We start from the raw sequence: 23,624 nt of genomic DNA on the forward strand, positions 1-23,624 counted from the left end.
TATTTATCTCCCCTTATTTCTTTCTATTTATAATCCATGACATAATTATTAACCTTTCATGACTGGACATGTAAAGGTACAGAAACAGCTCCCCATTCCGGCCATCTCGTCATCTCAATTTCACCATTCAGCTCTATATGAGTAGTTCTCCCAAGCAGCTCTTTTAATGTTATCTGAAGCATTCTTCTTGCCAAGGGCGCCCCAGGACATCGATGCGGCCCTAATCCAAATGCCACGTGATCCTGTATATTTTCACGATTCAGAATGAATTCATCTCCATTTGGAAATACTTCTTCATCTCTGTTGGCTGACGCAAATACCACGGCAATAGGATCATCTTTTTCAATATAACGTCCGGCAATTTCCACATCCTCTGTCGGCGTTCTCGCAAAACCCCGGTAAGGCGTGAAAAGGCGTAGATATTCCTCAATCGCAGCCGGAACAAGATCCAGATCTTCTCTTAATTCCTGCTGTAATGACGGGTTTCTTGACAAATGAACGGACATACTTCCGATAAACACCACGGGAGCAATCATCCCGACAACAATTAATTGTCTAATCGTTCCAAGTATCATGTTTTCCGGAAGTTTTTCACCGTTATAGGTTCTTTCTAAATAAGCACTGACAACATCATTCTCCGGATCCAACGGTTCTTCCTTACGTTTATCAATAATCGTTTGAGCTATTTCATAAAGCTCTAAGCTGTATTTTTGAATATTTTCTTTATCCATAATGTGCAGTGCTTTAACATATTGCTGCGTAACTTCGCGAATATTCATCGACAGTTCCATGCTCAAATTGAAAAATTCAGCGAAAACATAGCCTGGTAATATATGCGAAAATTCAGAACATATATCACCCCCTCCTTTTTTTATATAGGGATCCAATAATTCAACAACAATGTCTTGTATTTTGGGTTCCAGCTTATCCATTTTTTCTTTTTTGAAAAAAGGATCCAGGGTTCTCCTGTACGGAGAATGCTCTGGTGGATCTAAGTGCAGTGGGGGCCGTCTGCCTGTAGTGGAGACTTTTGGAACTACATTTTGGACAGAAGTTACGAAGGTCTGTGGTTTTTTCAGAATATTTGTAACTTCATTATATTTAAGGACAGCCCAAAATCCATCGTACGAATTACTATGGGCCACCGGGCATTTTCCTCGTAATTCAGAAAACATTTCGTGGGCACTTTCGAAATCCTCCGATATATCAGCTTGAAAATCATGAGTTGTTGATTCGCTGAAATTATCATTACACATATAATTTTCCTCCTTCGCAAACGAAGTTAATTTTTTCATCTGCAATTTTTCTTTTTCGATGCTTATATGATTCCCTGCCTGTTTCCATCTTGTCCATCAGTTTCCGCCCCTTTCTTTTCAACGCTGACCCTGTCTCTCCATCCAGTAGTATCAACCTGTGCACCGATTCAGCAGTTGTTTTGGCGGCAAAAACAGCTGCTGAATTTAAATAGTGCTCTACGCTATATTGGCTCGATTCTTGAAGAAGTAATTTTTCCGTTCGCAGCAATGTACTTTCTAAGGCATAACTGTCTATCGCAAAATCAGCAATGACTTTCAGCCATTCCTGTTCTTTGGATGGATCGTCATAAGCATTTTTGATTTCATCAACAAGAGCAGTAAGTATTTCATTTAAATGGTTCCATAAATCCCATTCTGACGCTAACTGGCCAGACAGCTTTCCCATTTCTTTTTTACTTACAAGCTTTATCTTTAATAAGTTATTTGCAATAACTAGTCGATTAATTTCATTCGTTCCTTCAAAAATTCGATTAATTCTAGTATCCCTATACATGGTTGCTATTTCACACGCTTCCATATAACCGTATCCTCCGTGCAGCTGTAAGGCTTCATCGACAATGTTATCCAGTTTTTCTGAAGCAAACACCTTATTAACAGACGCTTCTAACGCAAATTGTTTTAGTACGTCAGAAAAATGAATACCATGCTCTCGGCAATACTCCGCACCTTTTTCAAAATTACCTGCAGTACGGTACACCATGCTCTCCATGGCAAATATATCTACAGCCATATCTGCAATTTTTTGTTTGATCAAAGGGAATTCCGATAAAGACCTATTAAATTGCTTTCGTGATATGACATGATTCACAGCTAGATCCATGGCTTTTTTGGCCGATCCAAGACAGCTGGCGGAGATTTTATGTCTCCCAATATTTAATATATTGAGCGCAATCCGGTGACCTTGCCCTACCTCCCCAAGCCTATTATTCACCGGTACTTTCACATGGTTTAAATAGACAGAAGCGAGTGACGAACCTTTCAAGCCCATTTTCTGCTCTTCTATACCAACGCTGAGTCCTTGTGTATTTTTATCCACAATGAAGGCAGTGAATAGCTCACCATTCACTTTTGCATATAGAATAAAAAAATCGTTAAATGCTGCGTTGCCTATCCATTGTTTTTCACCATTAATAATGTAATACGTTTCATCTTCTGAGAGAGCCGCATGTGTTTTAATTCCCAGCGCGTCCGTTCCGGCATTTGGCTCCGTTAAGGCATAAGCTCCAATTTTATCTCCATTGACCACATCAGGCAGATAGTCTTGTTTTTGCTGCTCCGTACCGAAATATACGATCGGAAGCGACCCAATTCCTACCTGGCCTCCGAAAGGGACTGTAAAAAAACCGGATGCTCCCATCTGTTCCATAACAATGACCGAGCTGATTTTATCTAAAGAAGATCCTCCATATTTCACAGGTACATCTACCCCTAGAAGATTCACTTCCCCGGCTTTTTGCAGTAATTTCCTGACGTTATCAAAAGGGAGGTTTTCATCTTCCTGCAAGCCATTCATCACATCAGTCCGGACATAGGCCGAAGCTTTTTGTGCAAGAGCCTGATGAGCCACTGAAAAGTCTTCTACCGTAAAAACGTTTTGTAACTCTGGAAGTTCTTTACAAAAGGCATTACTCTTAAAATATGAAGTATCGTTCATGTCACCTCTTCCCTCCTTTCTCCATTATTTTTACTAACCGGCAGATTGCTCTTTTTCTTCTTCTTCCGACTCTTCTTTTTTAAATATATTACTGCGTTGAATAAGGAAATAAAGTACGACACCAGTGATGATTGCGTGAGCAGCACCATATACAGCTAGAACAATTGCCATAACTCCGGCCACACCCATTTCTGCTTCCGTGTTTAGCTGACGGATACCGATTGTTATACAAATATATCCTGTTAAAATGAGCGTGATCGAAAAGGCTATCGGTAAAAACGGTTGAAAGAAAGTAACAAGTGGCAGGATGAAAATAGCAAGAGCTAGTGAGATCAATAACGAATTAACGCCGGAAAATATGGAATCCATTGCTTTTCTTCCAAAAGTGTACCGCTCCGCGACTGATGCCGTTCCCGCGGTAAAAATTGGTCCAGCCATCCCGGGATGTGGAGCAAACAATCCATGCAGAAAGTTCCTAACAAACGTCAAAATATGAACCTGGTTCATGTCATAGGAAATGATCTCATCTTTTCTTATATGATTAGCACGATCAATAACCTTTTCTCCGACAACTATATCTCCATAAGCGATCACGTATGCCAAAACAGCTGTTGGAAAAGCAGCTAGAAATATATCAAAACCCGGAAATCCTACGCCAAATGGAGAAACCTCCATCATTGCGGCAAACGAGGGAACAGTAATCCCCCATTCAATTTCAGGTGTGCCATATTCCCCGACTGACCAGCCGACAATAATGGCCACGATGATAGCCGGCATGATACCGTAGCTTGCAATAAATTTAATTGCTTTGTTTCTGTTGTATAATTTCTTAAACGAGGTAGAAAACATAGTATACAAACAAAGCAGTCCACCCACTGTCAAGGCAATTGGTGTTTCTGCAAGACGCCCTCCTTCTTCGATTTCCGTCATAATAGCTGTTATACCGGCACCTATTAATATACCTGCCTTTAACGAGGTTGGCAGATTTAATACAAAGCTTCTTCCCAGCCCGGTTATCCCCAAAATCAAGAAAATGAGAGCAACACTTAGTTGAACGGCGATAACAGCCCTTATTGCCTCAGGACCAGGCTCAAACCCCCCCAGAAATACTGTTAATATTGGGATTAAAGGAGTTATGAAACCGGAGACAAAAGGTACTCCCATGGTCGAAGGCAGCAGCATTAATAATTGGGTCATAATTGTAATGGTTAGTGCTGCTTCATAAGACATACCTACAAGTCCGGTCATCAACTCCATTAAACTTAAGCCTATCGTAAAAATTACTAATCCCTGAATAAGCTCAGGTGTTTCCAACCGATAATGAACAAACGGTAGCCGAAGTTTATACTTTCCAATCGGCAAGTACGGCTGTTCCCCGCCGCCTTTTCTATTGAAAATAGACATTCTATTTTCTCCCCTCTATTTAAGAAATTGATTGCAATTGTTTTTTGACAGCGCTTTCAAAAAGGGACTTTATGGACCTTTTTTATCTTAAACCAGATTCATTTTTCGCTTGATTCGACACTTGTTCTTTTAGTTTAAGTTTTTGGATTTTCCCACTTGGTGTCATTGGTAATTGATCTGTGATAATAATTTCACTCGGCACTTTAAATTTAGCAATCTTTTCTTCTAGATATTTTTTTATATTTTCCGGGGTTTCAGTGGCTCCCTCCTTTAACACAACCACTGCATAAACAAGTTCTCCAAGCACCGCATCCGGCATCCCAATTACTGCTGCTTCCAATATATTGTTATGTTTTGTTAATAAAGCTTCAATTTCCTGTGGATAAATATTAAATCCTCCGCGTATGATCATTTCTTTCTGCCGACCAACAAATACAAGGTTTCCATCTGCATCAAGTTTTCCTAAATCACCGGTATAAAACCAGCCGTCTTCATCTATAACCTCTTCGGTTTTCTCGGGCAATTTGTAATATCCTTTCATCGTTGCAAAGCTATGGACAGCAATTTCTCCGACTTCGCCAGTGGAAAGTGGTTCTCTGTTATCATTTACGATACTTATCTTGGCACCTTCTATAGGTCTGCCTACCGTTTCCATTATTGTTTTCTCGGAATCGTTTTGACCGGTGATAGTTACGCTCCCTGTTTCTGTAATACCAAAAGACTGACATAAATTGATGCCCATTTTTTCTCTTATTTTTTTCACCTGATCCGGAGATATAGGTGCGGCTCCTACCATTCCAGTTCTCAGAGAAGATAGATCGTAATCATCAAAATCCTCTAATTCCAGTTCTTTTAAAAACATGGTCGGCACACCCTGATGAACCGTTACTTTTTCTTGTTCCACTAATTGAAGAACTTCTTTCGGCTTATATTTTTCTTGAAGTATCATTCTTGCGCCCATGGAAATTGTTGTCATTAAATTGCATATAATTCCGAATATATGAAAAAGTGGGGCAGGTATGATAAACACATCTTTCTCACTGCATTGCATTTCTTTTCCCACAGTAAAGGCGCATTGTACAATACCTTTATGAGTGATCATTACTCCTTTTGGCAATCCTGTTGTACCTGATGTGTATAAGATACAAAAAGGGTCATCAGTAATATCAATAGCAACGGAGGAAGCCCTTTTTCCCTTGTTCTTAATCAACTCTTCGTATGAGATGAATTTGGCGTCTTCAAATCGCACAGAAATTACATTTTCAACTAATTCTTGAGCAAGGGAAAATCCAGCATTATCATCAAAATCTTGTTTTAGAAATAATACTTTCGGTTCCGCATTGTTTAATATAAATTCGATTTCATGTGACTTATAGGCAGCGTTAAAAGGGACAACTGTTGCGCCGATTTTCGCAGTCGCGAAATATATAATAACGGTTTCATTCCAGTTCGGCAGACATACTGCGACTCTGTCTCCCTTTGTGACTCCAAGACTTTGAAGGCCGGCCGCCATTCTCTTCACATGATCTGACAATTGGTCATACGTAAGGCGTTCCCGCAAATCATACGTTGCTTCTTTATCTGGATATTTTCGCGTTGTTTCTTCCAGCAGACCTGCAGCATCCGGATAGTTTTCTGACAAATCAAACAACCTCCCTTTCCCTTAGGTAAAGCCGGACAGAATAGAAAGCCTTCTGCTTAACTGCCTTCCTTTCTTCACGGATGTTTCTATTACAATCTCTCCCAAATCGCCGCAATTCCCTGGCCTCCGCCAATACAAACGGCCGACACTCCGAATTTTTTGTTTCTCCGCTTAAGTTCATAAACAAGGGACAATGTAATTCTTGCTCCGCTTGCTCCTAAAGGATGCCCGAGTGCTATAGCTCCCCCATTGACATTACCTATTTCTGGATCAAAATCCAGTTCGCGTTGGCAGGCAAGGTACTGAGCCGCAAAAGCTTCATTGATTTCAACAAGATCCAGGTCCTTTATTGTCATATCAGCTTTTTGCAGCGCCTTCTGGATAGCAGGCACCGGTCCGATTCCCATAATCGTTGGGTCAACGCCGACAACAGCATAAGAGACAAGCCTCGCGGCAGGTTTTATATTATTACGCTTTGCATAATCGGATGTTGTCATAACGGTCATTGCCGCTCCATCATTGATACCACTGGCGTTACCTGGTGTGACCACCCCATTTTCACGGAATCTCGCAGGAAGTTTAGCCAGCTTCTCCAGTGAAGTTTCACGGGGATGTTCGTCTTTTACAATTTCTTCTTCGGATTTTTTCTTTTTTACCGAAACAGGTACAATTTCTTCATCAAATACTCCATTTTTCATAGACTGAAGAGCTAGATTTTGACTTCTTAACGCAAATTCATCAATTTCTTCGCGGGGGATTCTGTATTTTTCGGCCAGGTTTTCCGCAGTGGTTGCCATCGTGCAGTCTCCATAGGGATCGTACAATGCTTCCCATAAATAGTCTTCCATTGTTCCCTGACCCAGGGCAAAGCCCCAACGAGCTCCACGAATGACATGTGGAATCTGACTCATGTTTTCCGAACCGCCTGCGAGAGCAACTTCAGAATGCCCCAGCTGCATGGATTCAGCTGCCGTGACCATAGCCTGCAGTCCCGATCCGCACAGCCGATTAATCGTCAACCCAGTAGAATCCTGACGCAATCCTGCTTTTAATCCCACATGACGTCCCATTAAAATTGCATCCGGGCTGGATTGAATAACATTTCCGACAATCGTCTGGTCAATTTCCTCCGGATCCACCTTTGAACGTTCAACTGCACCTCTTGCCGCTACTGCACCCAATTCAATAGCAGACGTATCTTTAAAGCTTCCTCCAAACTCTCCGAAAGGAGTGCGCGCTCCATCAATCAGTACGATATCCTTGTTTTCGGGCATGTCTTATTCCTCCTTTTTTACCGCCCTATAAATTGAGGTTCTCTTTTCTCAGAAAATGCTTTCATCCCTTCTTCACGGTCTTCTGTGGTAAAAGCATTGCCAAAGCAAGTGTTCTCAATGGTCAAACCTGATTCCAAATCCACATTGCTTCCTGCATTTACAGCCGTTTTAACCATGTTCAGAGCAACCGGCGCTTTTTCAGTTAACTTATGTGCCCAGTCTTTAGCAGCCTGTAATACTTCTTCCGGCGGAACCACTTTGTTTACGAGTTGGAGCTCTTCAGCCCTGTCCGCTTTAAAGGTTTCTCCAAAATACAGTAATTCCTTCGCCGTACCCTGACCTACAAATTTCTGAAGACGCTGCGTTCCGCCTCCTCCAGGTATGATTCCCAATCCTGTTTCCGGGAAGCCAAATTTTGCTTTTTCAGAGCTGATTCTGAAATCACACACAAGCGCCAGTTCAAGCCCTCCCCCTAAAGCGAGACCATTAATTGCCGCAATAACCGGCTTGTTAACGTTTTCAATTTTTGTAAACACTGAACGGGATTTCTTGTTCATTTTGTTCACACCTACAAGGTCAAGAGATGCCATTTCGTTAATATCAGCACCTGCAACAAAAGTTTTTTCACCGCTCCCTGTCAGGATAATGACTCTTACATCTTCATTGTTCTCCAAATCATCGAACATTTGCCCCAATTCCTGAAAAACCTGCGTGTTTAATGGATTCACCGGCGGTCGGTTTATCGTAACAATAGCCGTTTGATTTTCTATCGTTAGTTCCAGGCATTCAAAATTCATCTAATACAACCTCCTGCTTTTTATTATTCGTCGTAATTATAAAATCCAGCTTTCGTTTTCTTTCCCAGTCGTCCTGCTCTTACAAGTTGTTTCAGCAGCAATGGTGGAGCAAAGTGCGGGTCATCAAACTCTTCTTTGAAATATTCCATAACATGGTAGCCGATATCAACGCCGGCGAAATCCTGCAGTGTAAACGGCCCCATCGGATAATTCAGCCCAAGCGTTACTGCCTTATCTACATCTTCCGGAGTTGCGACTCCTTCTTCCACCAGCTTTATTGCTTCGATGAACTGAGGAATCATGATTCGGTTCACGATAAAGCCGGGACTGTCTTTTTTTACTTCAATCGGCTCTTTGTTCAGCTGCTTGGAGAATTCCTGCAATTCTTCCACTGTTTCTTCTGTCGTTTCGTACCCCCGGACTACTTCTACTAGTTTCATAATCTGGGCCGGGTTGAAAAAGTGCATTCCTGCAACTCGATCCGGTCGATTTGTAGCACTTGCTATCGTTGTAATGGACATCGATGAAGTATTAGTGGCAATAATGACACCCTCCGGAAGAATATCATCCAATTCTTTAAATACATTCTTTTTAATTTCCAGATCCTCAATCACTGCTTCCACAACAACATCCGCTTTATTCAATTCCGATAGATCCGTGGTCGTTGTAATACGATCCAACGCAGCCGATTTTTGTTCTTCGGTCATCTTTCCTTTGGATACACTTTTATCCATAAATTTATTTATGTTTGCTAACCCTTTTTCTAAAAAACTGTCCTCGACATCTCTTAATATTACCTGGCATTCTGACATCGCAGCTAAATTGGCGATACCACCACCCATCGCTCCAGCGCCTACTACTCCTACTGTTTGAATGGTCATGTAAATCCTCCTTTTATGTAAATTAAGTATTTCATTGTCTGCAATGATTAAATATCTGAATTGTCTTTATTTTATATTCATCATTTAAGTAAATATATATATAAAATGTAGGAAAACAAATATTGTTTTCCTACATTTTATTGGTTATTTTGTTTTAGATCATATAACTTATAGGCCAAAAATAAATCAAACCGCTGCTCCGAGTCTCTCAAATCTACATGAAGAGTGGTTTCTATTTTCTCCAAACGGTATAATAACGAGCTTCGATGAATGTAAAGTGAGGATGCGGCATTTTTGATGTGGCCATTTTCATTTAAATACACACGCAGTGTATGAAACAAATCTGCATTTTTTGAATAGTTGAGCAGCGGTTCAAGCCTTTTTTCCATAAATAGGTTAGCCGCTGTTGTATCTTTTAAGTGATGAAGCAGGGTATACGAACCGAGGTTTTCAAAAAATGCAAGGCCATGCTCACTTCCCTGGTGATCGATAACATTCAATGCTTCCACAGCTTGCTGATAACACTGATAATACTGTTCAATATCGTTTGTTCTGCCACCGATACCCAGTCTGGCCCTGCTTTTTATTTTACCTGTGCCCAGCCATTTATTAATGCTTCCAATTAACCGACCCCAGTAATTTTCTGCATCATCCTTTTCTTTTTCCACGGGGGCAATGAGTATATAATCCTCCCCCTTATTCGCAAGAAGAATATCCGGTTCATACATAGAAATCCTTGTCTTCAGCTGATCCAACACCAATGATTTTTTGGCTTCTTTCTCAAGGATATTATCCTTTCTGGTCTCGGATTTATCTAAATAAATGGAAAGAACCGCAACACGATGCGTGTTGAATAAATCCCATTGAAATATATTGGCATACTGAATAATGCTTTGTTTATCATCGATATTCTCTACGAGTAATTTATCGACAAAACTGTCTTTCACTTGTTCTTTTGCATCAAGCACCAGTTTTTGTTTAATAAACTGTATGGCATAAATATTTCTTGCCATATCAATGGTCAGCCTGTCGAAATTGTCCAGCGGGCTTTCATCAAACTGGACTGCTAAATAACCAAGCAGATCAGCTCCTCCATTGACCGGCCAAATTGTAAATGTCCGATCTTGTTTATCTATTACGGGGAAACCTTCTTCCAGTGTAAGATCTTTGTGTATTTCATCGCCTGCCAGTTTGGTGATTTCTTCAAGTTCAAGGTCGTCGTCAATTTTATTATCATATGAAATCGGCCGCATAAAACGATCAAACAATATAACCGGTTTCGCGAATAATTTACTTAAAGCTGATGTTATCCCTTCAAAATTATCCTGGTCCACCGTTTCTTTGATCAACGTCTGCTGATAATCCAAGAGAGACTGCAGCCGCTGTTTATTATCTTTCTCACTATGATAGAGCCTCGCATTCTCCAGCATAGCTGCAACGTGATTGGCAAGCAGCTCTAGAATTTCGAGATCTCCATTGGAAAACACTCCGGAAGTTTTTCCTTCAATGTGGAGCACACCGATCGTTTTTAAATCTATCACCATCGGAACACTCATTTCATCGCCGCCGGGCTTCTCCACATAAGGAAAATACTCTTTCAATTCATAATTTTCTTCAATGTATATTTTCTTTGGTTTGTTGAAATCGCCGTAAGAAGGAGGCTGGAACGTGAAACAATTTTCTGTTTCATTGTACAGATAAATCCCCGCAAGGCTGGCTTCCGTACCTCTTCCTGCCCTGTCTACCAATCGGGCAACCAGGTTTTCCACCGATTCATTCAACGAAAGATTCCGGCTCACCCATTCCATCCCTACGATTTTTTTCCGCTCGTTCTCTTTTTGTTTAGCCATGGACAATGCAACCGCCGCATCCCGTCCGAATTCTTCAAAAATATGATCCATATCAAGAAGCCTTGTATATTTTATAAAGCCTATCGTGCAAAAACCATAATTATTGGACTCATCCTGGAGCGGAACCGTAAACCAAGTCTCTAAAGGAGCTTGTTGAAGAGAATGAAGAAATTTGCAACCTGGATCATTTTGCACATCATTAAAGGTTAAACTTTGCTGGAAGAGATTAGGATAGCACTCACTAATCCTTAAAGGAAAAATGGATTTTAACGTTTCAAAGCCTCCACTCCATACTTTAGGTACAAGATAATCTCCTTCTTTTAAAACAATCCCCACAAAATCACACTTCAACTTAGACTGAAAGGCATTCGTTAAATATTGAAGCGCTTCTTCTTCCGTATCAAATTTAACAAGCTGCCTTGCCGTCATTCGTAAATGCTGCTCCACCCCTTTAATCACTCTATCTCGTTCTGCCATTGTACTTTTCTCCTCTCGAAGAATATATAATCTATCTATGACGATTATCGTATCATATATCATTTTACTGATAACTTCCTCAAAATCCACAGGGAACGTTTCCGATAAATGTGGTGCGATATTAACAGAGGTAGCATCTAAATTAAATTTAAAATATGGTCTAGTTATTGAATTTTCAGCCGCAACATGTATAAGTGATATTTACGAAGATGTGCCAACATTGAAAGAAAAGGGCTATGACATCGTTAAAGAATCATACAATGGAATTATAGCACCTGAGGGTATATCTAAAGAAAAACAAGAAATATTACACGATGCATTTAAACAGGCTTTGGAGGACCCTAAGGTTCAAGAAATGCTTGAGTCCTCAAACCAAGATGTAAGCTACGGGGATGGAGAAGAGTTTCAAGAACAAATTGAACAAGATATGGAAGAAGATAAAGAAACATTACAAGACATGGGGTTAATTGAATAAATATTAAATGTGCCCATTCCTCTCTCATAACTCCTTCTTTATCGTCTGTTCATGCCGATCTTCCGGGTATCGGAAAAAAAGCAACGGAGACTCTGATGGACATGCTTGAAGATAATGAAGCAAAGAATGACAATATTATTTTCCCAATGAAGCATGTAGAACGAGAAACAACAACCGTGCCGAAAGAAACATGAAAAAATGGGAATACCGTTCTATAAAATAACCTGCCGGGCTTTTCCCGGCATAGCAAAAACGCTCCCGATCATCCTGAAGGAAAGTCGGGAGCGTTTTGTTTAGAGATGGCATTGGGTGAAAATTGACAGATACCCAGGCGCTCATTACCTTCGCAGCTTCCATTAGCAGTCCAAAGAGAAGGATTAGTATCCTCGGGACGACATCCTGCAGCTACTACGACGCGTAAACGAAGCCATAGTGGTTTCAAACATCCGCCAGAAGACACTAGTTGCCTGAGACATCGTGATAGTCTTCCCAAGAACAACCCTTGCGGACACTAAAGACTTCACTCGGAGAATTAGTTTCCTCATCTCTTTAACCCAATAAGGAAACGTACTTTTACCAGCTGGTCCCGGACATCGACTGCAGCATCTGCCAGATGGTTCGGCCTGCATCGAGCTGCTGACTGACGCGGCCAAACTCCGGGTGCTGTACTTTCGGTCCACCGGGCCACGTATGGCCTCCCCCTTTTATGATATAGAGTGCCGCCGCGGTCTGTTCGGTATCTGTTTCGTAAAGATGACGCTCCACCCGCGTCGGGTCATGCAGCGAGAGCGGGGAAAGCCGTTCTTCTTTCCGCTCCCACGAAGAAGCCGACTGGTAGGTCCACCATTCCGCTGTCGCACGGGCTCCAAGCAGTCCGGTAATGTCATAGTCCACTTCTCCTTTGGCATCTTCGGCGGCAAACGGGACGACTGGATCTTCGCGGCCCATGATAAACACGAGCGGAGGAAGACCGTTTGTTTCCATCCGCTGCAGTTGTTCCGGAAGCGGACCGGCGACAGCCCCAACGCCGGCAAACGTGCCCGGCAGTTCGATCGCAGCCCGGAGGCTGAAGCTGGCGCCGTTGGAAAATCCGGTCGCATAGATTTGATTGGGATCCACCGTATAGTGTTCCTGCCATCGTTTCAGGAGTTTTTCCGTAAAAAGAATATCCTCGATGCCCGCCTCAGATGCCATGCTCCCTTCACGGCCTTCATTCCATTGTCTTGATAAAGGCCGGCCCGGTCTTACTTCCACTGCCTCCGGAAAAAGAACGATAAACCCTTCCGCTTCCGCTGTTTCGGCAAAGCCTGTTAACCTGCTGTGATAGGCAGCGTCACTGCCGGCGCCGTGAAAACTGATCATCAGCGGCGCCGGTGTATCCGCCGTAACCGTTGAAGGAACATAATAACGGTATGTCCGCTCCGTGTCCTGTACCATAATTGTTTCTTGTGCCAGTGACTTTGTCATTGTCCCACCTCTCAAACCATTTCCGCGAGCATCAAGTCAGGATGTGCGATCAAGGCAGCTGTCTCGCGGAGGAGATTTCCCGCTTCCTGAGGCGGTACCTGACGCGTATCGATCGTCAAGGTAATCTCCATCATCTCACGTACAGATACTTCCCCGTTTTTCACCACTGCTTTTTCCGTGATCGGATGCAGGGCAGCCGTCGGAACTTTCGTGCAGCCCATCGGCACCGGCGTATCCTCTTCCGGATCCGTATTTGTCACCGCCAGCACCGGTGCGATGTCAGACGATGCCTGTTTGCGCCCCGCATCGATACGGGATAACGAAGCATCCTGCACATCTTCAAGCACCGGCACGGCAAAACCGCTGTCCGTCTCTGTCACCAGGCCGATATGGCATCCTTCCGCCTGCTTCAGGGAACTCTTCGACCAGGCTGTCTGCAGCGCTTTGATCACAAACGCCGTTACGGAGATATTCATGCCATGCCCCTGCAGCATCCTGCGGCGCTTTTGCATGTCCGTCACATCCACTTCCCGGCGGTAACTGACGGTTGGCAGGGTGAAAAAGCCGGTTGTATCAGAAAACGCAGCGGTATCCGGCATCATTTCTTCCTGCGGCTCTGCCGGCGCATCCTTAACGATACCATCGTTTCGGACAAAGGCAAAAATGTCTTCATCCAACACCCGGCCATTTTTACCGCTTCCTTCAATCTGCTCGATATCCACCTTCTGTTCCCGGGCGATCCGTCTCGTGTGCGGCGCCGCGATAACCCGTTTCTGCCGGGGCGGTGTCATGACAGCTGCCGCCGTTTCGGTTTTCGTTTTCGACGAGGCCGCCGGTGTGCCTTCAGATGGAACCGGCTGTTCTTCGGCCGGTGCATCCGTCGACGAGGGATCCTCCTGTCCGTCATCCAGCACAAGTATCGTGTTTCCGACTTCTACGACGTCACCAACCGCCGCTTTAAGCTCCCTGATCGTCCCTGCGCGCGGCGACGGAATTTCCGCACTCATTTTATCCGTCTGCACCTCCACGAGCGGTTGATCATTATTTACGATATCCCCCGTCTCGACAAAATAATGCAGCACTTCAGCTTCGTGCATTCCTTCGCCGATATCATGAAGTTTCACTTCAAACATCGTTCCACCTCCTTTCCGTTAAAACGCAACACTGCGTCTGATGGCACGTTTGATTTTTTCCGGGCTCGGAATGTATTCGTTCTCCAGAGAATACACCGGCACCGGCGTGTCAAATCCGCAGACACGTTCCACCGGTGAACGGAGGTACAAAAACGACGTATCATTAATAACAGCCATGACTTCACTGCTTACTCCACCGGTGGCAGGTGCCTCATGAACGATCAGTGCGCGCCCTGTTTTCTGCACGGAGGCCGCGATGGCTTCTTTATCCATCGGATACAGCGTGCGTAGATCGATCACGTCACAGCTGATGTTTTCTTCCTGCTCCACCTGTTCCACCGCTTTCATCGTCTCGATCGTCATGGCTCCCCAGGTGAATACAGAAATGTCTTCTCCTTCCCGGCGCACGGCTGCTTTGCCAAGCTTGACCGTATATTTTTCTTCCGGTACTTCCGTGCGGGAGGAGCGGTAGCACCGCATCGGCTCAAGAAAAATGACCGGGTCCGGATCTTCAATGGCAGAAATGAGAAGGCCTTTGGCATCATAGGCGTTGGAAGGAACCACCACTTTGACTCCCGGCATGTGCGTAAACAACGCTTCAACGCTGTCAGAGTGAATTTCCGGCGCGCGCACTCCTGCTCCAAACGGCGCCCGGATTACCATCGGTGCTGTATAGCGCCCCATCGAGCGCTGCCGGATACGGCTGACGTGCGTCATGATCTGGTTGAAAGCCGGATAAATAAAGCCGAGAAACTGCATTTCCGCCACCGGCCGGAACCCGTTCGCCGCCATGCCGACCGACGTCCCGACGATCCCGGACTCGGCCAGCGGGGTGTCAATGACCCGCTCTCCGCCAAACTGTTCATGAAGTCCTTCCGTGGCACGGAACACACCGCCGTTTACCCCGACGTCCTGCCCAAGCACGAGCACCTGGTCATCTTCTTCCAGTTTGGTCCGGAGCGCTTCATTAATCCCCTGGATCATGGTCAGATTTTTGGTTTCCACCGTTGTTGTCATCAGTCATTCCTCCCTTTCACCGCCAGATGTTCGTCAATCTGCTCCTGCACCGTCCATGTCGGTACATCATACACATGATCAAACAACTGACTAATATCGGCCTCCGGATAATTTTCCATTTCTTCCACTGCCTGCTCGATTTCCGCTGAGATCTCTTCCTCCAGCGAAGCCACCCAGTTATCATTCCAGGCGTCCTGATGTTTCAGATAACGTTCCAGGCGGAGCAGCGGATCCGTGATTTCCCGGCGCCGCTCACTTTCCGACTGATCCCGGTATTTGGTCGGATCATCTGCTGTCGTATGAGCGCCGTACCGCCACGTCACTGCCTCAAGAAGCGTCGGACCTCCACCGCTCCGTGCACGCTGCACCGCTTCTTTCACCGCCGTATAGACAGCGGTGATGTCGTTACCGTCGACACGTTCACACGGAATATCATAGCCAAGGCCTTTCTGAGCAATCGTCTTGGCGTGCATCTGCTTTTCCATCGGCACACTGATCGCAAAGCCGTTATTCTGATTGAAAAAAACAGCCGGCACCTGAAACACACTGGCAAAGTTCAATCCTTCATGAAAATCGCCTTCCGACGTGGCCCCGTCGCCAAAATAGACGAGCGAAACACGATCCGAGCCGCGTTTTTTCTCGGCCCAGGCCGCACCGGCGGCGTGCGGAAGCTGGGAAGCGATCGGAATCGCCGGCGGAAAAATATTCACCCCTTCCGGCGGCAGTCCGCCTTCCAGCCGTCCCCGCCAGTTCAGGAGGAGATTCCGCATCGAATGACCGAATGTGAGAGTCGCCGCATGGTCCCGGTATGTCGGAAACATCCAGTCCCCGTCTTCCAGTGCCGCCGCACTTCCGACCTGGGCCGCCTCCTGTCCTTCATACTGCACGTAGGTGCCTATCCGCCCCTGCCGCTGCAAGTTCACGCTTTTTTTATCAAGCATGCGTGCCCGCAGCATCAGGTAATAAAACCGCTTGATCTCTTCTATCGAAAAAGGCAGCGCCTCTCCTTCCATCACCTGTCCTTCTTCATTCAACATCTGACGCATCGGAAATTGATCCAGCATCATCTGCCGATCACCGTCCTTTCTTCATGTTCGCTCGATATCCGCGAGGTTCTGCAGCGTATAACCGTATGCCGCATCTTCCACACCGTATTGATTGATGACACGTTTTTCTTCCACCGGATCATATTTTTCGTAAAAATATCGGGCTTCGTTTTTCACGGCCAGCCAGACAATCATCGACGTAAAACCGTGTTCCTGCAGCCGGCCGGCCATCGATAAAAACAACTTCCGGCCCAGACCCGTCCCCTGCACTTCCGGAGCCAGGTAAATGGCATACAGTTCCCCGTCATATCCTGACATGGATGTGTCGCGGAGTGGTCCGCCGCTGACCACTCCGACGATCGTTCCGTATTCGGAGACGACGACATCCGTCATCACCTGCGTCTGCTGCAGCATGGATGACCACCACGTTGTCCATTCCGTTACATCCAGTTCTTTCAGTACGTTTTCCGGAAAAATCCCGTCATACGCCCGGCGCCATCCTTCGATATGAAGCTCCGCGATCATTCGGGCATCTTCGGGCTGTGCGCTTCGGATCGTCATGGCAGATCACAACGCTTCCGACCGGGACGAATTCTTTTCGGTTTCCTCTTCTTCTGTATCTACAATGCTTTCTGTATCCTCATCCAGCGGTGTGAGCGTCCAGCCGGTATACGCATAGATCAGCGTGATAAACGGCGTCACCAGACTGAGGAAGCAGAAGAAGATATATCCCATGCCGACATCCAGGGTCGTCATCACAAAGGCACCGATGACTCCCCACGGAATCAGCGGATGCAGAATGGAACCTGCGTCTTCCAGCGTCCGCGAAAGGTTTTTCGGATGAAGATTGGTGTTCCGGTAAGAGTCTTCCAGCATCTGTCCCGGGAGAATGATCGATAAATACTGCTCCCCGATCACAAAGTTCACGCCAAAGCAGGACACAACAGTGGAACTGATGACATTGCCTTTCTTGCGGAGGACGCTTTTCAGGCTGTCGATCAGCGCATGTGCAATACCGATGCCTCGGAACATGCCGCCAAACGCAAGGGCCACGATGATCAGCGATACACCGAAGAGCATACTTTCCAGACCGCCGAGCGACAGCAGGCTGTCAATCGACTCCACCCCGGTGTCAGCCGTATAACCGCCGTGGGCTGCGTTCATGATGTCACCGAAACTCGATCCCGGACTTGTATAAAACGTCGTCAGCACAGCCACAATCAACCCCATCGAAAGCGACGGCACCGGTTTCACCCGGCGCACCGCCAGGCCGATGATCAATAATGGCGAAAGCAGCGTAACCGGCGTAATCATAAATTCCGACTGCATCGTGCTGATCATTTCATCCACCTGGGACGTATCCGCTCCGCCCTGGCTGTTCGTAAAACCGATGACACCGAAAATAATCAGCGCAATGACAAGAGCCGGCACCGTCGTCCACAACATGTGGCGGATATGCTCAAACACATCGACTTTTGCCGTCGCCGCTGTCAAGTTCGTTGTATCCGAAAGCGGAGACAGTTTGTCGCCGAAAATCGCACCGGACACAATCGCACCAGCTGTCATCTCCGGGGATATACCCATGCCGTAGGCGACACCCATCAGTGACACACCAATCGTTCCCATCGCACTCAGCGAACTTCCTGTCATAATGGCCACCACCGCTGTAATGATGACAGCCGATACCAAGAAGAAGCTCGGCGACAGCACCTGCAGGCCGTAGAATGTAATCGTAGGCACCGTTCCGTTCAGTGCCCATACCCCGATCAGCACACCGATCAGACTGAGAATCAGAATGGCCGGGATGCCGTAGGAAATTCCCTTGACCATCGCCTTCTCCATGTCTTTCCACGAAAATTTGAGCATCAGCCCGTACACGGCAGTAATAATCGTCGCCAGTACAATCGGAATGTGCGGCGCCACGCCGTAATGCAGAATACTGACGCCGAGCACCGCAATGATCAGCAGCAGAACGACAAGGGACCCGGTTAACGTTGCTTTTTTCGTCTCCATTTTGTAACCCCCGTTTTTTAAAAATCTGTAAGCGCATTCAAAAACAATATCAAAAAAGATATATTATACGTTCGTCGCTTCGAGTGTTTTTTCCAGCGCGTGAATGAACTGCTCGTTTTCTTCCTCCGTACCAATCGTCACCCGCAGCATTGTTGGATACCCCATCACGTGACCCGGGCGGATAATGACTCCCTGCTTCAACAGGCTCTCGTGCACCGCTGCCGCATCCTGTTTCACATCCACCATAATAAAATTCGTGTGCGTTGGAAAAGAGGAAAGCCCCAGCCGCTTGAAGGCATCTTCCAGATAAATCCGGCCTTCTTTATTCTTTTCGAGCGTATGCTCCAGAAATTCGCTGTCTTCCAGGGCGGCAACCGCACCCGCCTGTGCCAGCCGGTTGACATTAAACGGTTCCTTCCCTTTCAGCAGTTCCTGAACGATCTCGGGCTGAGTGATGCCGTAACCGACCCGGACGGACGCCATGCCGTACACTTTCGAAAACGTGCGGAGAATAACCAGGTTTGGATATTGATCCAGGTACTCCAAGGACTCCAGATAATCATCGGAATGGACGTATTCATAGTACGCTTCATCCAGTACGACCAAAACATCCGACGGAATGCTTTCCAGGAAGCGGAGCAATTCCTGTTCGCCGACAATCGTGCCGGTCGGATTATTCGGATTGCAGACAAATACCATTTTTGTCCGTTCATTCAGCGCTGTTTTCATTCCTTCAAGATCGTGGGTCCCTTTCTCCATTGGAACGCTCACCGGCACCCCGCCTTCAATAAGCACGTTCGTCCGGTAACGCGGAAACGTGACTTCTGCCATCACCACTTCCTCTCCCGGATTTACATACGTCCGGGTGAGCATCCGGATAATTTCGTCGGATCCGTTTCCGAAAATGAACCGGTCGGACGGTACCTCCAGATGTTTACTCAGTGCATCCGCCAGTACCGGGGCGGTCACTTCCGGATAGAAATGAATATGTTTCATTTCCTCGACCATCGCGTCTCTTGCTTTCGGCGACGATCCGTAAGGGTTTTCATTTGATGCCATTTTAATGACCCGGGACAGCCCGAGTTCCCGCTGCAGCTCCTCCACCGGTTTCCCCGGCGAATACATGGCCACCTCTGCCATCTGTTCTCTCGGTTTCACCATTTCTGATAAAACCTCCTTCTGTGAAAAATAAATGAATGATACTGCCTGTAATGGTAGAGGGATTCCGCCGCCTTCACAAGAATGTCATTTAAAGCTGAGATGCTTTGAAGGAGTAAAGGAAAACCCGCACGTCAAGGGACGCTGTTACACATCCCTGCCAGCGCAGTGTTTTTGAAATCGCTTTCTTTCTAATCATATGAAAAACGTAGGCCTTCGATAGGAAATCCATATATAAAAACCAGATGGCAGTCACGAATATAAAAAAATCCGAACGGATCTTTTTCAATCCGCTCGGATTTTTGCCTCATAACGTTTTCTCTGTATCCCCGCCGGCATCCACTATGCTTTCGGTATCCTGATCAAGCGGTGTGAGGGCCCAGCCGGTGTAGGCGTAAAACAGGGTGATAAACGGCGTAACGAGGCTGGTGAAGGTAAAGAAGACATACCCCATGCCGACATCCAGCGTCGTCATCACAAACGCTCCAATTACACCCCACGGAATCAGCGGATGCAGCACCGAACCGGCGTCTTCAAGCGTCCGCGACAGATTTTTCGGATGAAGTCCGGCACTTCGGTAGGAATCCTCGAGCATTTGGCCCGGCAGAATGATGGATAAATACTGCTCCCCGATTACCGCGTTCACGCCGAAACTGGACACAACGGTCGAAGTGATGACGTTGCCTTTTTTACGGAGAATCTGTTTCAAGCTGTCGATCAGCGCGTGGGCGATGCCGATGCCGCGGAACAATCCCCCGAACCCAAGCGCCACGATGATCAGAGATATTCCGGATAACATACTCTGAAGACCACCGAGAGAGAGCAGACTGTCTATTGACTCTACTCCGGTGTCAGCGGTGTAGCCTTCATGAGCGGCCGTCATAATGTCACCAAGGCCCGCCCCCGGGGTGGTGTAAAACGTTGTCAGCACCGCGGCAACAAGACCGATCGCTAGCGATGGAACCGGCTTCACCCGACGTGCAGCCAGACCGATGATGAGAAGCGGGGACAAAAGCGTCACCGGCGTAATCATAAATTCAGACTGCATCGTGCGGGCCATTTCATCCACCTGGGATGTATCGGCGCCTCCCTGACTATTCGTAAATCCAATAAAAACGAAAATAATTAATCCAATAAGAAAAGCCGGAATCGACGTCCAGAGCATGTGGCGGATATGGGCAAACACATCCACTTTGGCCGTGGCCGCCGCAAGATTCGTCGTATCCGACAGCGGAGACAATTTGTCACCGAAGATGGCTCCGGACACAATCGCGCCCGCTGTCATTTCAGGCGAGATTCCCATACCATAGGCAACCCCCATCAGCGAAACACCAATCGTTCCCATCGCGCTCAAGGAACTCCCGGTCATCGTGGCCACCACCGCTGTAATAATAACGGCTGTCACTAGAAAGAAATCCGGCGAAAGCACCTGCAGCCCGTAGAACGTGATCGTCGGCACCGTGCCGTTCAAAGCCCATACCCCGATCAATATACCAATCAGACTTAAAATCAGAACAGCCGGTATCCCGTAGGAAATACCTTTTACCATGGACTGCTCCATGTCCTTCCAGCTGTACCGAAGCATCAGCCCATATACCGCCGTAATAATCGTCGCCAGTACAATCGGAATGTGCGGCAGGACTCCGTAATGCAGAATACTGACACCAAGTACGACGGTAATCAGAAGCAGCACAAGGAGAGAACCGGTTAACGTTGCCTGTTTTGTTTTCATGTCGTCGTTCCCCGTCTTTCTAAAAAATAATAATAGTTCAGCTCTGAGCTGAAATACTTTAAAGTAGTAAAGTTGAGCGCGCAGAACAGCCGCGATTTTTTCTCCTAACCTATGATACGATAAACAAAGGAATCAGAACAATGAAAGGAAGACATTTCATCCGCAGCATCGTACAAAGGGGAATGATCATGGATACTACTATTCTGTTTGCCTTTTTAGGAACCGCGGTTCTACTCACCCTGAGTCCCGGCCCCGACATCTTATTTGTCACCGCGCAAAGCATAGCACAGAACGCGAAAGCCGGCGTAGTGACGGCGTTAGGCCTCTGCACCGGCCTGCTTGTACATATTACGGCGGCGGCAGCCGGGATTTCTGCTGTCATCTATCAGTCCGCGTTCGCGTTTTCGATCGTGAAATACGCCGGCGCCCTGTACCTGTTTTACCTTGCCTGGAAAGCATTCCGCGACCGGGAGAGGCCCGGCCTCGACGTGCCGGAGCAGAGCGGCGCCTCCCACCGCAGCCTGTATAGAAAAGGAATCATCATGAACCTGCTTAACCCAAAAGTAGCGCTCTTTTTTCTCGCGCTTCTACCGCAGTTCATCCACACCGGCGCCGGTCCCGCTTCGCTGCAGGTCTCTGTTCTGGGAGGAATTTTTATTGCGCAGGCCTTTCTCGTGTTCGGCACGGTTAGTATGCTCGCCCATCAAGCCGGACGGCTGCTCACGAATCACCCCGGCGCCGCACGGAAAATGAATCTTGTGCAGGGCCTGTTGTTCACGATCATCGGGGTGCAGCTGGTGCTTGGAGAAAAATAAAACAGCCCCCGGTGCCATGCACCAAAGGCTGCTGTTATCCATGTGAAGGCAGCGGGAATTAATCCTCCTGCATGCCTTCGTCAATTCAACTCATACACCACATCAACACGCTGGGTGATTTCGACCTGGCCGGCTTCAATGGCAGTGCCGCCGCTGGAACTATCCTCAGCTGATTCCTGCTGCGTATAATTGCGGGCCGGGAGATCGATCTGGGTGCCGCTTTCTGAAATCTGCAGCACGGCGCCGCTCGATTTACCGGCGCCGGAAGCCATGGCTTCTGCTTTCGGTGCCGTATTTTCGACGGCCTGCTTCAGGGCCTGCTGTTCCGCTTCGGACTGATCTTCGAGGGTGAACCGGGTCTGCTGGATCTGGTTGGCGCCGGCTGCAGCGGCAGCGTCGAGCAGCTCGCCGACACGGTCGATGTTACCGTATTCGATCGAAAGAATATGGCGGGCGCGGAATTGATCTTCTCCGCCTTCCGGGGCACGGTCGGTGTGAACACCGAAGGAGGCGGTTTCAATGTTTTCCTCCGGAATGTCGAATTCGTTTAATGCTTCGCGCACAGCGTTCATGCGTTTACTCACCGTGCTCTGGGCGGCGTCGGCGGAAGTGTCGGTGGCTTCCACTCCGAGCCGGAGCTGGGCGAGATCAGGTTCGACACTGACATTTCCCTCTCCATTTACGACAAGTGTTCCTTCCTGCATTCCGGTTTGTGCTTCGGCCAGTTCCGAGTTGCCGCTGGACGCACCGCCGAAAGCTGCGGCGTACAAAAATCCTCCCGCCGTAAGCGCTGCCGTCACCCCCAGCGTCTGATATAACCGTTTTTTCCACATGATAGGATTCCTCCTTAAAAATGAATGCTTCGGTGTGTATCCTGCTGTTCCTTTTATGCTTCTACCCTTTATGTCGGCAGGATGACAAAAATGTTACGGAATTTTTCACATTTTAACAGGGAACGGTTTGTTTCCGGTTTATAATCCGGCCGGTTTTCTTTGTTTCTGCTGCAGCCAGGTGAGCCAAGTCCCCGCTCGTAATATGTTCCCCGAGCCCTGTCGGACGGTTCCAATAATACGTGTAAGCCTCGACTTCCTTCCCGCTTTCATCGATAACCGTCACCGTCTCACGGACATATTCGCTGTCTGCTTCATTTCCTTCCTCGTATCCTTCCAGCACATCCAGGGCGGCCAGCACCTCATCATACCGATCACGCCGTATGTACATGATTTCCCCCTGAATTACAGTACGACCTTCCTTCACCAGGCTCATGAGAGGCGGCATACAGCCGTCCTGTCATCACCGCACTCCGCTCCTCTTCTGTCAGTCCCTTTAAAATCCGTTCATAATTGTGAAGACCGGTGCGCAGCGTTCCGTAAACAAATACCGGAAGATTCATAGATATTTATGCCCCTTTCTTCATTCAGGATAAACAAAGCGGGCATCCGCCGGATGAGACGGATGCCCGTTTGCATCATG

Annotated in this window: 22 protein-coding genes; 3 read left to right on the forward strand and 19 right to left on the reverse strand. The window is 46.9% G+C overall.

Annotation, left to right across the window (positions count from 1 at the left end; all coding sequences use genetic code 11):
- Nucleotides 1-56 precede the first annotated feature (56 nt).
- The 8 genes from ACW9JV_RS17180 to ACW9JV_RS17215 all read right to left on the reverse strand — a co-directional run bounded on the left by ACW9JV_RS17180 (nucleotide 57) and on the right by ACW9JV_RS17215 (nucleotide 11,295).
- The gene (locus ACW9JV_RS17180; protein WP_457336695.1) at nucleotides 57-1,256 is read right to left on the reverse strand and encodes a cytochrome P450; all 1,200 of its coding nucleotides are present in this window, start codon (nucleotides 1,254-1,256) and stop codon (nucleotides 57-59) included.
- Nucleotides 1,249-2,970 (reverse strand): acyl-CoA dehydrogenase family protein, encoded by a 1,722-nt coding sequence (locus tag ACW9JV_RS17185; protein WP_457336697.1) that lies wholly within the window; start codon nucleotides 2,968-2,970, stop codon nucleotides 1,249-1,251. The genes ACW9JV_RS17180 and ACW9JV_RS17185 overlap by 8 nt, the downstream gene beginning before the upstream one ends.
- Before the next feature lie 33 nt (nucleotides 2,971-3,003).
- Nucleotides 3,004-4,374, reverse strand: a complete 1,371-nt coding sequence (locus ACW9JV_RS17190) for a solute carrier family 23 protein (RefSeq protein WP_457336699.1) — start codon at nucleotides 4,372-4,374, stop codon at nucleotides 3,004-3,006.
- An 82-nt stretch (nucleotides 4,375-4,456) separates the two neighbouring features.
- A complete protein-coding gene (locus tag ACW9JV_RS17195; protein WP_457336701.1) occupies nucleotides 4,457-6,016 on the reverse strand; it encodes a class I adenylate-forming enzyme family protein in 1,560 nt (519 codons plus the stop codon).
- Nucleotides 6,017-6,105: 89 nt separating this feature from the next.
- A complete protein-coding gene (locus ACW9JV_RS17200) occupies nucleotides 6,106-7,290 on the reverse strand; it encodes an acetyl-CoA C-acetyltransferase (protein ID WP_457336703.1) in 1,185 nt (394 codons plus the stop codon).
- A 17-nt stretch (nucleotides 7,291-7,307) separates the two neighbouring features.
- Nucleotides 7,308-8,087 carry an enoyl-CoA hydratase-related protein gene (locus tag ACW9JV_RS17205; RefSeq protein WP_457336705.1) on the reverse strand — a complete coding sequence of 260 codons (780 nt, stop codon included), beginning with the start codon at nucleotides 8,085-8,087 and terminating at the stop codon, nucleotides 7,308-7,310.
- A gap of 23 nt (nucleotides 8,088-8,110) precedes the next feature.
- The gene (locus tag ACW9JV_RS17210; RefSeq protein ID WP_457336707.1) at nucleotides 8,111-8,968 is read right to left on the reverse strand and encodes a 3-hydroxyacyl-CoA dehydrogenase family protein; all 858 of its coding nucleotides are present in this window, start codon (nucleotides 8,966-8,968) and stop codon (nucleotides 8,111-8,113) included.
- A 137-nt stretch (nucleotides 8,969-9,105) separates the two neighbouring features.
- Nucleotides 9,106-11,295 carry a helix-turn-helix domain-containing protein gene (locus ACW9JV_RS17215; RefSeq protein ID WP_457336709.1) on the reverse strand — a complete coding sequence of 730 codons (2,190 nt, stop codon included), beginning with the start codon at nucleotides 11,293-11,295 and terminating at the stop codon, nucleotides 9,106-9,108.
- A gap of 37 nt (nucleotides 11,296-11,332) precedes the next feature.
- Between ACW9JV_RS17215 and ACW9JV_RS17220 the strand changes: the two genes are divergently transcribed.
- A complete protein-coding gene (locus ACW9JV_RS17220) occupies nucleotides 11,333-11,770 on the forward strand; it encodes a tripartite tricarboxylate transporter substrate-binding protein (protein ID WP_457336711.1) in 438 nt (145 codons plus the stop codon).
- 26 nt (nucleotides 11,771-11,796) lie between these two features.
- The gene (locus tag ACW9JV_RS17225) at nucleotides 11,797-11,964 is read left to right on the forward strand and encodes a substrate-binding domain-containing protein (protein ID WP_457337239.1); all 168 of its coding nucleotides are present in this window, start codon (nucleotides 11,797-11,799) and stop codon (nucleotides 11,962-11,964) included.
- Nucleotides 11,965-12,343: 379 nt separating this feature from the next.
- On the opposite strand, the gene ACW9JV_RS17230 is transcribed toward ACW9JV_RS17225, so the two are convergent.
- From ACW9JV_RS17230 to nhaC (ACW9JV_RS17265), 8 genes are all read right to left on the reverse strand, one after another.
- A complete protein-coding gene (locus ACW9JV_RS17230) occupies nucleotides 12,344-13,237 on the reverse strand; it encodes an alpha/beta hydrolase family esterase (protein WP_457336713.1) in 894 nt (297 codons plus the stop codon).
- Nucleotides 13,238-13,248: 11 nt separating this feature from the next.
- Nucleotides 13,249-14,370, reverse strand: a complete 1,122-nt coding sequence (locus tag ACW9JV_RS17235) for a biotin/lipoyl-containing protein (protein WP_457336715.1) — start codon at nucleotides 14,368-14,370, stop codon at nucleotides 13,249-13,251.
- 18 nt (nucleotides 14,371-14,388) lie between these two features.
- Complete coding sequence (locus ACW9JV_RS17240; protein ID WP_457336717.1) at nucleotides 14,389-15,387, reverse strand: alpha-ketoacid dehydrogenase subunit beta; 999 nt, start codon at nucleotides 15,385-15,387, stop codon at nucleotides 14,389-14,391.
- A complete protein-coding gene (gene pdhA, locus ACW9JV_RS17245) occupies nucleotides 15,387-16,451 on the reverse strand; it encodes a pyruvate dehydrogenase (acetyl-transferring) E1 component subunit alpha (RefSeq protein WP_457337241.1) in 1,065 nt (354 codons plus the stop codon). The genes ACW9JV_RS17240 and pdhA overlap by 1 nt, the downstream gene beginning before the upstream one ends.
- Before the next feature lie 24 nt (nucleotides 16,452-16,475).
- Nucleotides 16,476-16,994 carry an N-acetyltransferase family protein gene (locus ACW9JV_RS17250; protein WP_457336719.1) on the reverse strand — a complete coding sequence of 173 codons (519 nt, stop codon included), beginning with the start codon at nucleotides 16,992-16,994 and terminating at the stop codon, nucleotides 16,476-16,478.
- Nucleotides 16,995-17,000: 6 nt separating this feature from the next.
- Complete coding sequence (gene nhaC / locus ACW9JV_RS17255; RefSeq protein ID WP_457336721.1) at nucleotides 17,001-18,446, reverse strand: Na+/H+ antiporter NhaC; 1,446 nt, start codon at nucleotides 18,444-18,446, stop codon at nucleotides 17,001-17,003.
- A gap of 63 nt (nucleotides 18,447-18,509) precedes the next feature.
- Nucleotides 18,510-19,607, reverse strand: coding sequence for a histidinol-phosphate transaminase (gene hisC, locus ACW9JV_RS17260; protein WP_457336723.1), 1,098 nt, complete (start codon nucleotides 19,605-19,607; stop codon nucleotides 18,510-18,512).
- Between the two features lie 304 nt (nucleotides 19,608-19,911).
- Nucleotides 19,912-21,336, reverse strand: coding sequence for a Na+/H+ antiporter NhaC (nhaC, locus tag ACW9JV_RS17265; RefSeq protein WP_457336725.1), 1,425 nt, complete (start codon nucleotides 21,334-21,336; stop codon nucleotides 19,912-19,914).
- 188 nt (nucleotides 21,337-21,524) lie between these two features.
- Here nhaC (ACW9JV_RS17265) and ACW9JV_RS17270 point away from each other — a divergent pair, with 188 nt between their 5' ends.
- Nucleotides 21,525-22,151, forward strand: a complete 627-nt coding sequence (locus tag ACW9JV_RS17270; protein ID WP_457336727.1) for a LysE family translocator — start codon at nucleotides 21,525-21,527, stop codon at nucleotides 22,149-22,151.
- An 80-nt stretch (nucleotides 22,152-22,231) separates the two neighbouring features.
- Here ACW9JV_RS17270 and ACW9JV_RS17275 read toward each other — a convergent pair whose 3' ends face one another.
- The 3 genes from ACW9JV_RS17275 to ACW9JV_RS17285 form a co-directional block, all read right to left on the reverse strand.
- Nucleotides 22,232-22,984 (reverse strand): SIMPL domain-containing protein, encoded by a 753-nt coding sequence (locus ACW9JV_RS17275; RefSeq protein ID WP_457336730.1) that lies wholly within the window; start codon nucleotides 22,982-22,984, stop codon nucleotides 22,232-22,234.
- 112 nt (nucleotides 22,985-23,096) lie between these two features.
- Nucleotides 23,097-23,372, reverse strand: coding sequence for a gamma-glutamylcyclotransferase (locus tag ACW9JV_RS17280; protein ID WP_457336732.1), 276 nt, complete (start codon nucleotides 23,370-23,372; stop codon nucleotides 23,097-23,099).
- On the reverse strand, nucleotides 23,356-23,544 hold the full coding sequence (locus ACW9JV_RS17285; RefSeq protein ID WP_457336734.1) for a gamma-glutamylcyclotransferase: 189 nt from the start codon (nucleotides 23,542-23,544) through the stop codon (nucleotides 23,356-23,358). The genes ACW9JV_RS17280 and ACW9JV_RS17285 overlap by 17 nt, the downstream gene beginning before the upstream one ends.
- Nucleotides 23,545-23,624: the final 80 nt, after the last annotated feature.

The sequence above is a fragment of the Salibacterium sp. K-3 genome, assembly GCF_054052005.1.

Coding starts and splice junctions, on each gene's coding strand:
- ACW9JV_RS17180 (WP_457336695.1), bottom strand. CDS start 1,256: ATGTGTAATGATAATTTCAGCGAATCAACAACTCATGATTTTCAAGCT.
- ACW9JV_RS17185 (WP_457336697.1), bottom strand. CDS start 2,970: ATGAACGATACTTCATATTTTAAGAGTAATGCCTTTTGTAAAGAACTT.
- ACW9JV_RS17190 (WP_457336699.1), bottom strand. CDS start 4,374: ATGTCTATTTTCAATAGAAAAGGCGGCGGGGAACAGCCGTACTTGCCG.
- ACW9JV_RS17200 (WP_457336703.1), bottom strand. CDS start 7,290: ATGCCCGAAAACAAGGATATCGTACTGATTGATGGAGCGCGCACTCCT.
- ACW9JV_RS17205 (WP_457336705.1), bottom strand. CDS start 8,087: ATGAATTTTGAATGCCTGGAACTAACGATAGAAAATCAAACGGCTATT.
- ACW9JV_RS17210 (WP_457336707.1), bottom strand. CDS start 8,968: ATGACCATTCAAACAGTAGGAGTAGTAGGCGCTGGAGCGATGGGTGGT.
- ACW9JV_RS17215 (WP_457336709.1), bottom strand. CDS start 11,295: ATGGCAGAACGAGATAGAGTGATTAAAGGGGTGGAGCAGCATTTACGA.
- ACW9JV_RS17220 (WP_457336711.1), top strand. CDS start 11,333: ATGACGATTATCGTATCATATATCATTTTACTGATAACTTCCTCAAAA.
- ACW9JV_RS17230 (WP_457336713.1), bottom strand. CDS start 13,237: ATGACAAAGTCACTGGCACAAGAAACAATTATGGTACAGGACACGGAG.
- ACW9JV_RS17235 (WP_457336715.1), bottom strand. CDS start 14,370: ATGTTTGAAGTGAAACTTCATGATATCGGCGAAGGAATGCACGAAGCT.
- ACW9JV_RS17240 (WP_457336717.1), bottom strand. CDS start 15,387: ATGACAACAACGGTGGAAACCAAAAATCTGACCATGATCCAGGGGATT.
- pdhA (WP_457337241.1), bottom strand. CDS start 16,451: ATGCTGGATCAATTTCCGATGCGTCAGATGTTGAATGAAGAAGGACAG.
- ACW9JV_RS17250 (WP_457336719.1), bottom strand. CDS start 16,994: ATGACGATCCGAAGCGCACAGCCCGAAGATGCCCGAATGATCGCGGAG.
- nhaC (WP_457336721.1), bottom strand. CDS start 18,446: ATGGAGACGAAAAAAGCAACGTTAACCGGGTCCCTTGTCGTTCTGCTG.
- hisC (WP_457336723.1), bottom strand. CDS start 19,607: ATGGTGAAACCGAGAGAACAGATGGCAGAGGTGGCCATGTATTCGCCG.
- nhaC (WP_457336725.1), bottom strand. CDS start 21,336: ATGAAAACAAAACAGGCAACGTTAACCGGTTCTCTCCTTGTGCTGCTT.
- ACW9JV_RS17270 (WP_457336727.1), top strand. CDS start 21,525: ATGGATACTACTATTCTGTTTGCCTTTTTAGGAACCGCGGTTCTACTC.
- ACW9JV_RS17275 (WP_457336730.1), bottom strand. CDS start 22,984: ATGTGGAAAAAACGGTTATATCAGACGCTGGGGGTGACGGCAGCGCTT.
- ACW9JV_RS17280 (WP_457336732.1), bottom strand. CDS start 23,372: ATGTACATACGGCGTGATCGGTATGATGAGGTGCTGGCCGCCCTGGAT.
- ACW9JV_RS17285 (WP_457336734.1), bottom strand. CDS start 23,544: ATGAATCTTCCGGTATTTGTTTACGGAACGCTGCGCACCGGTCTTCAC.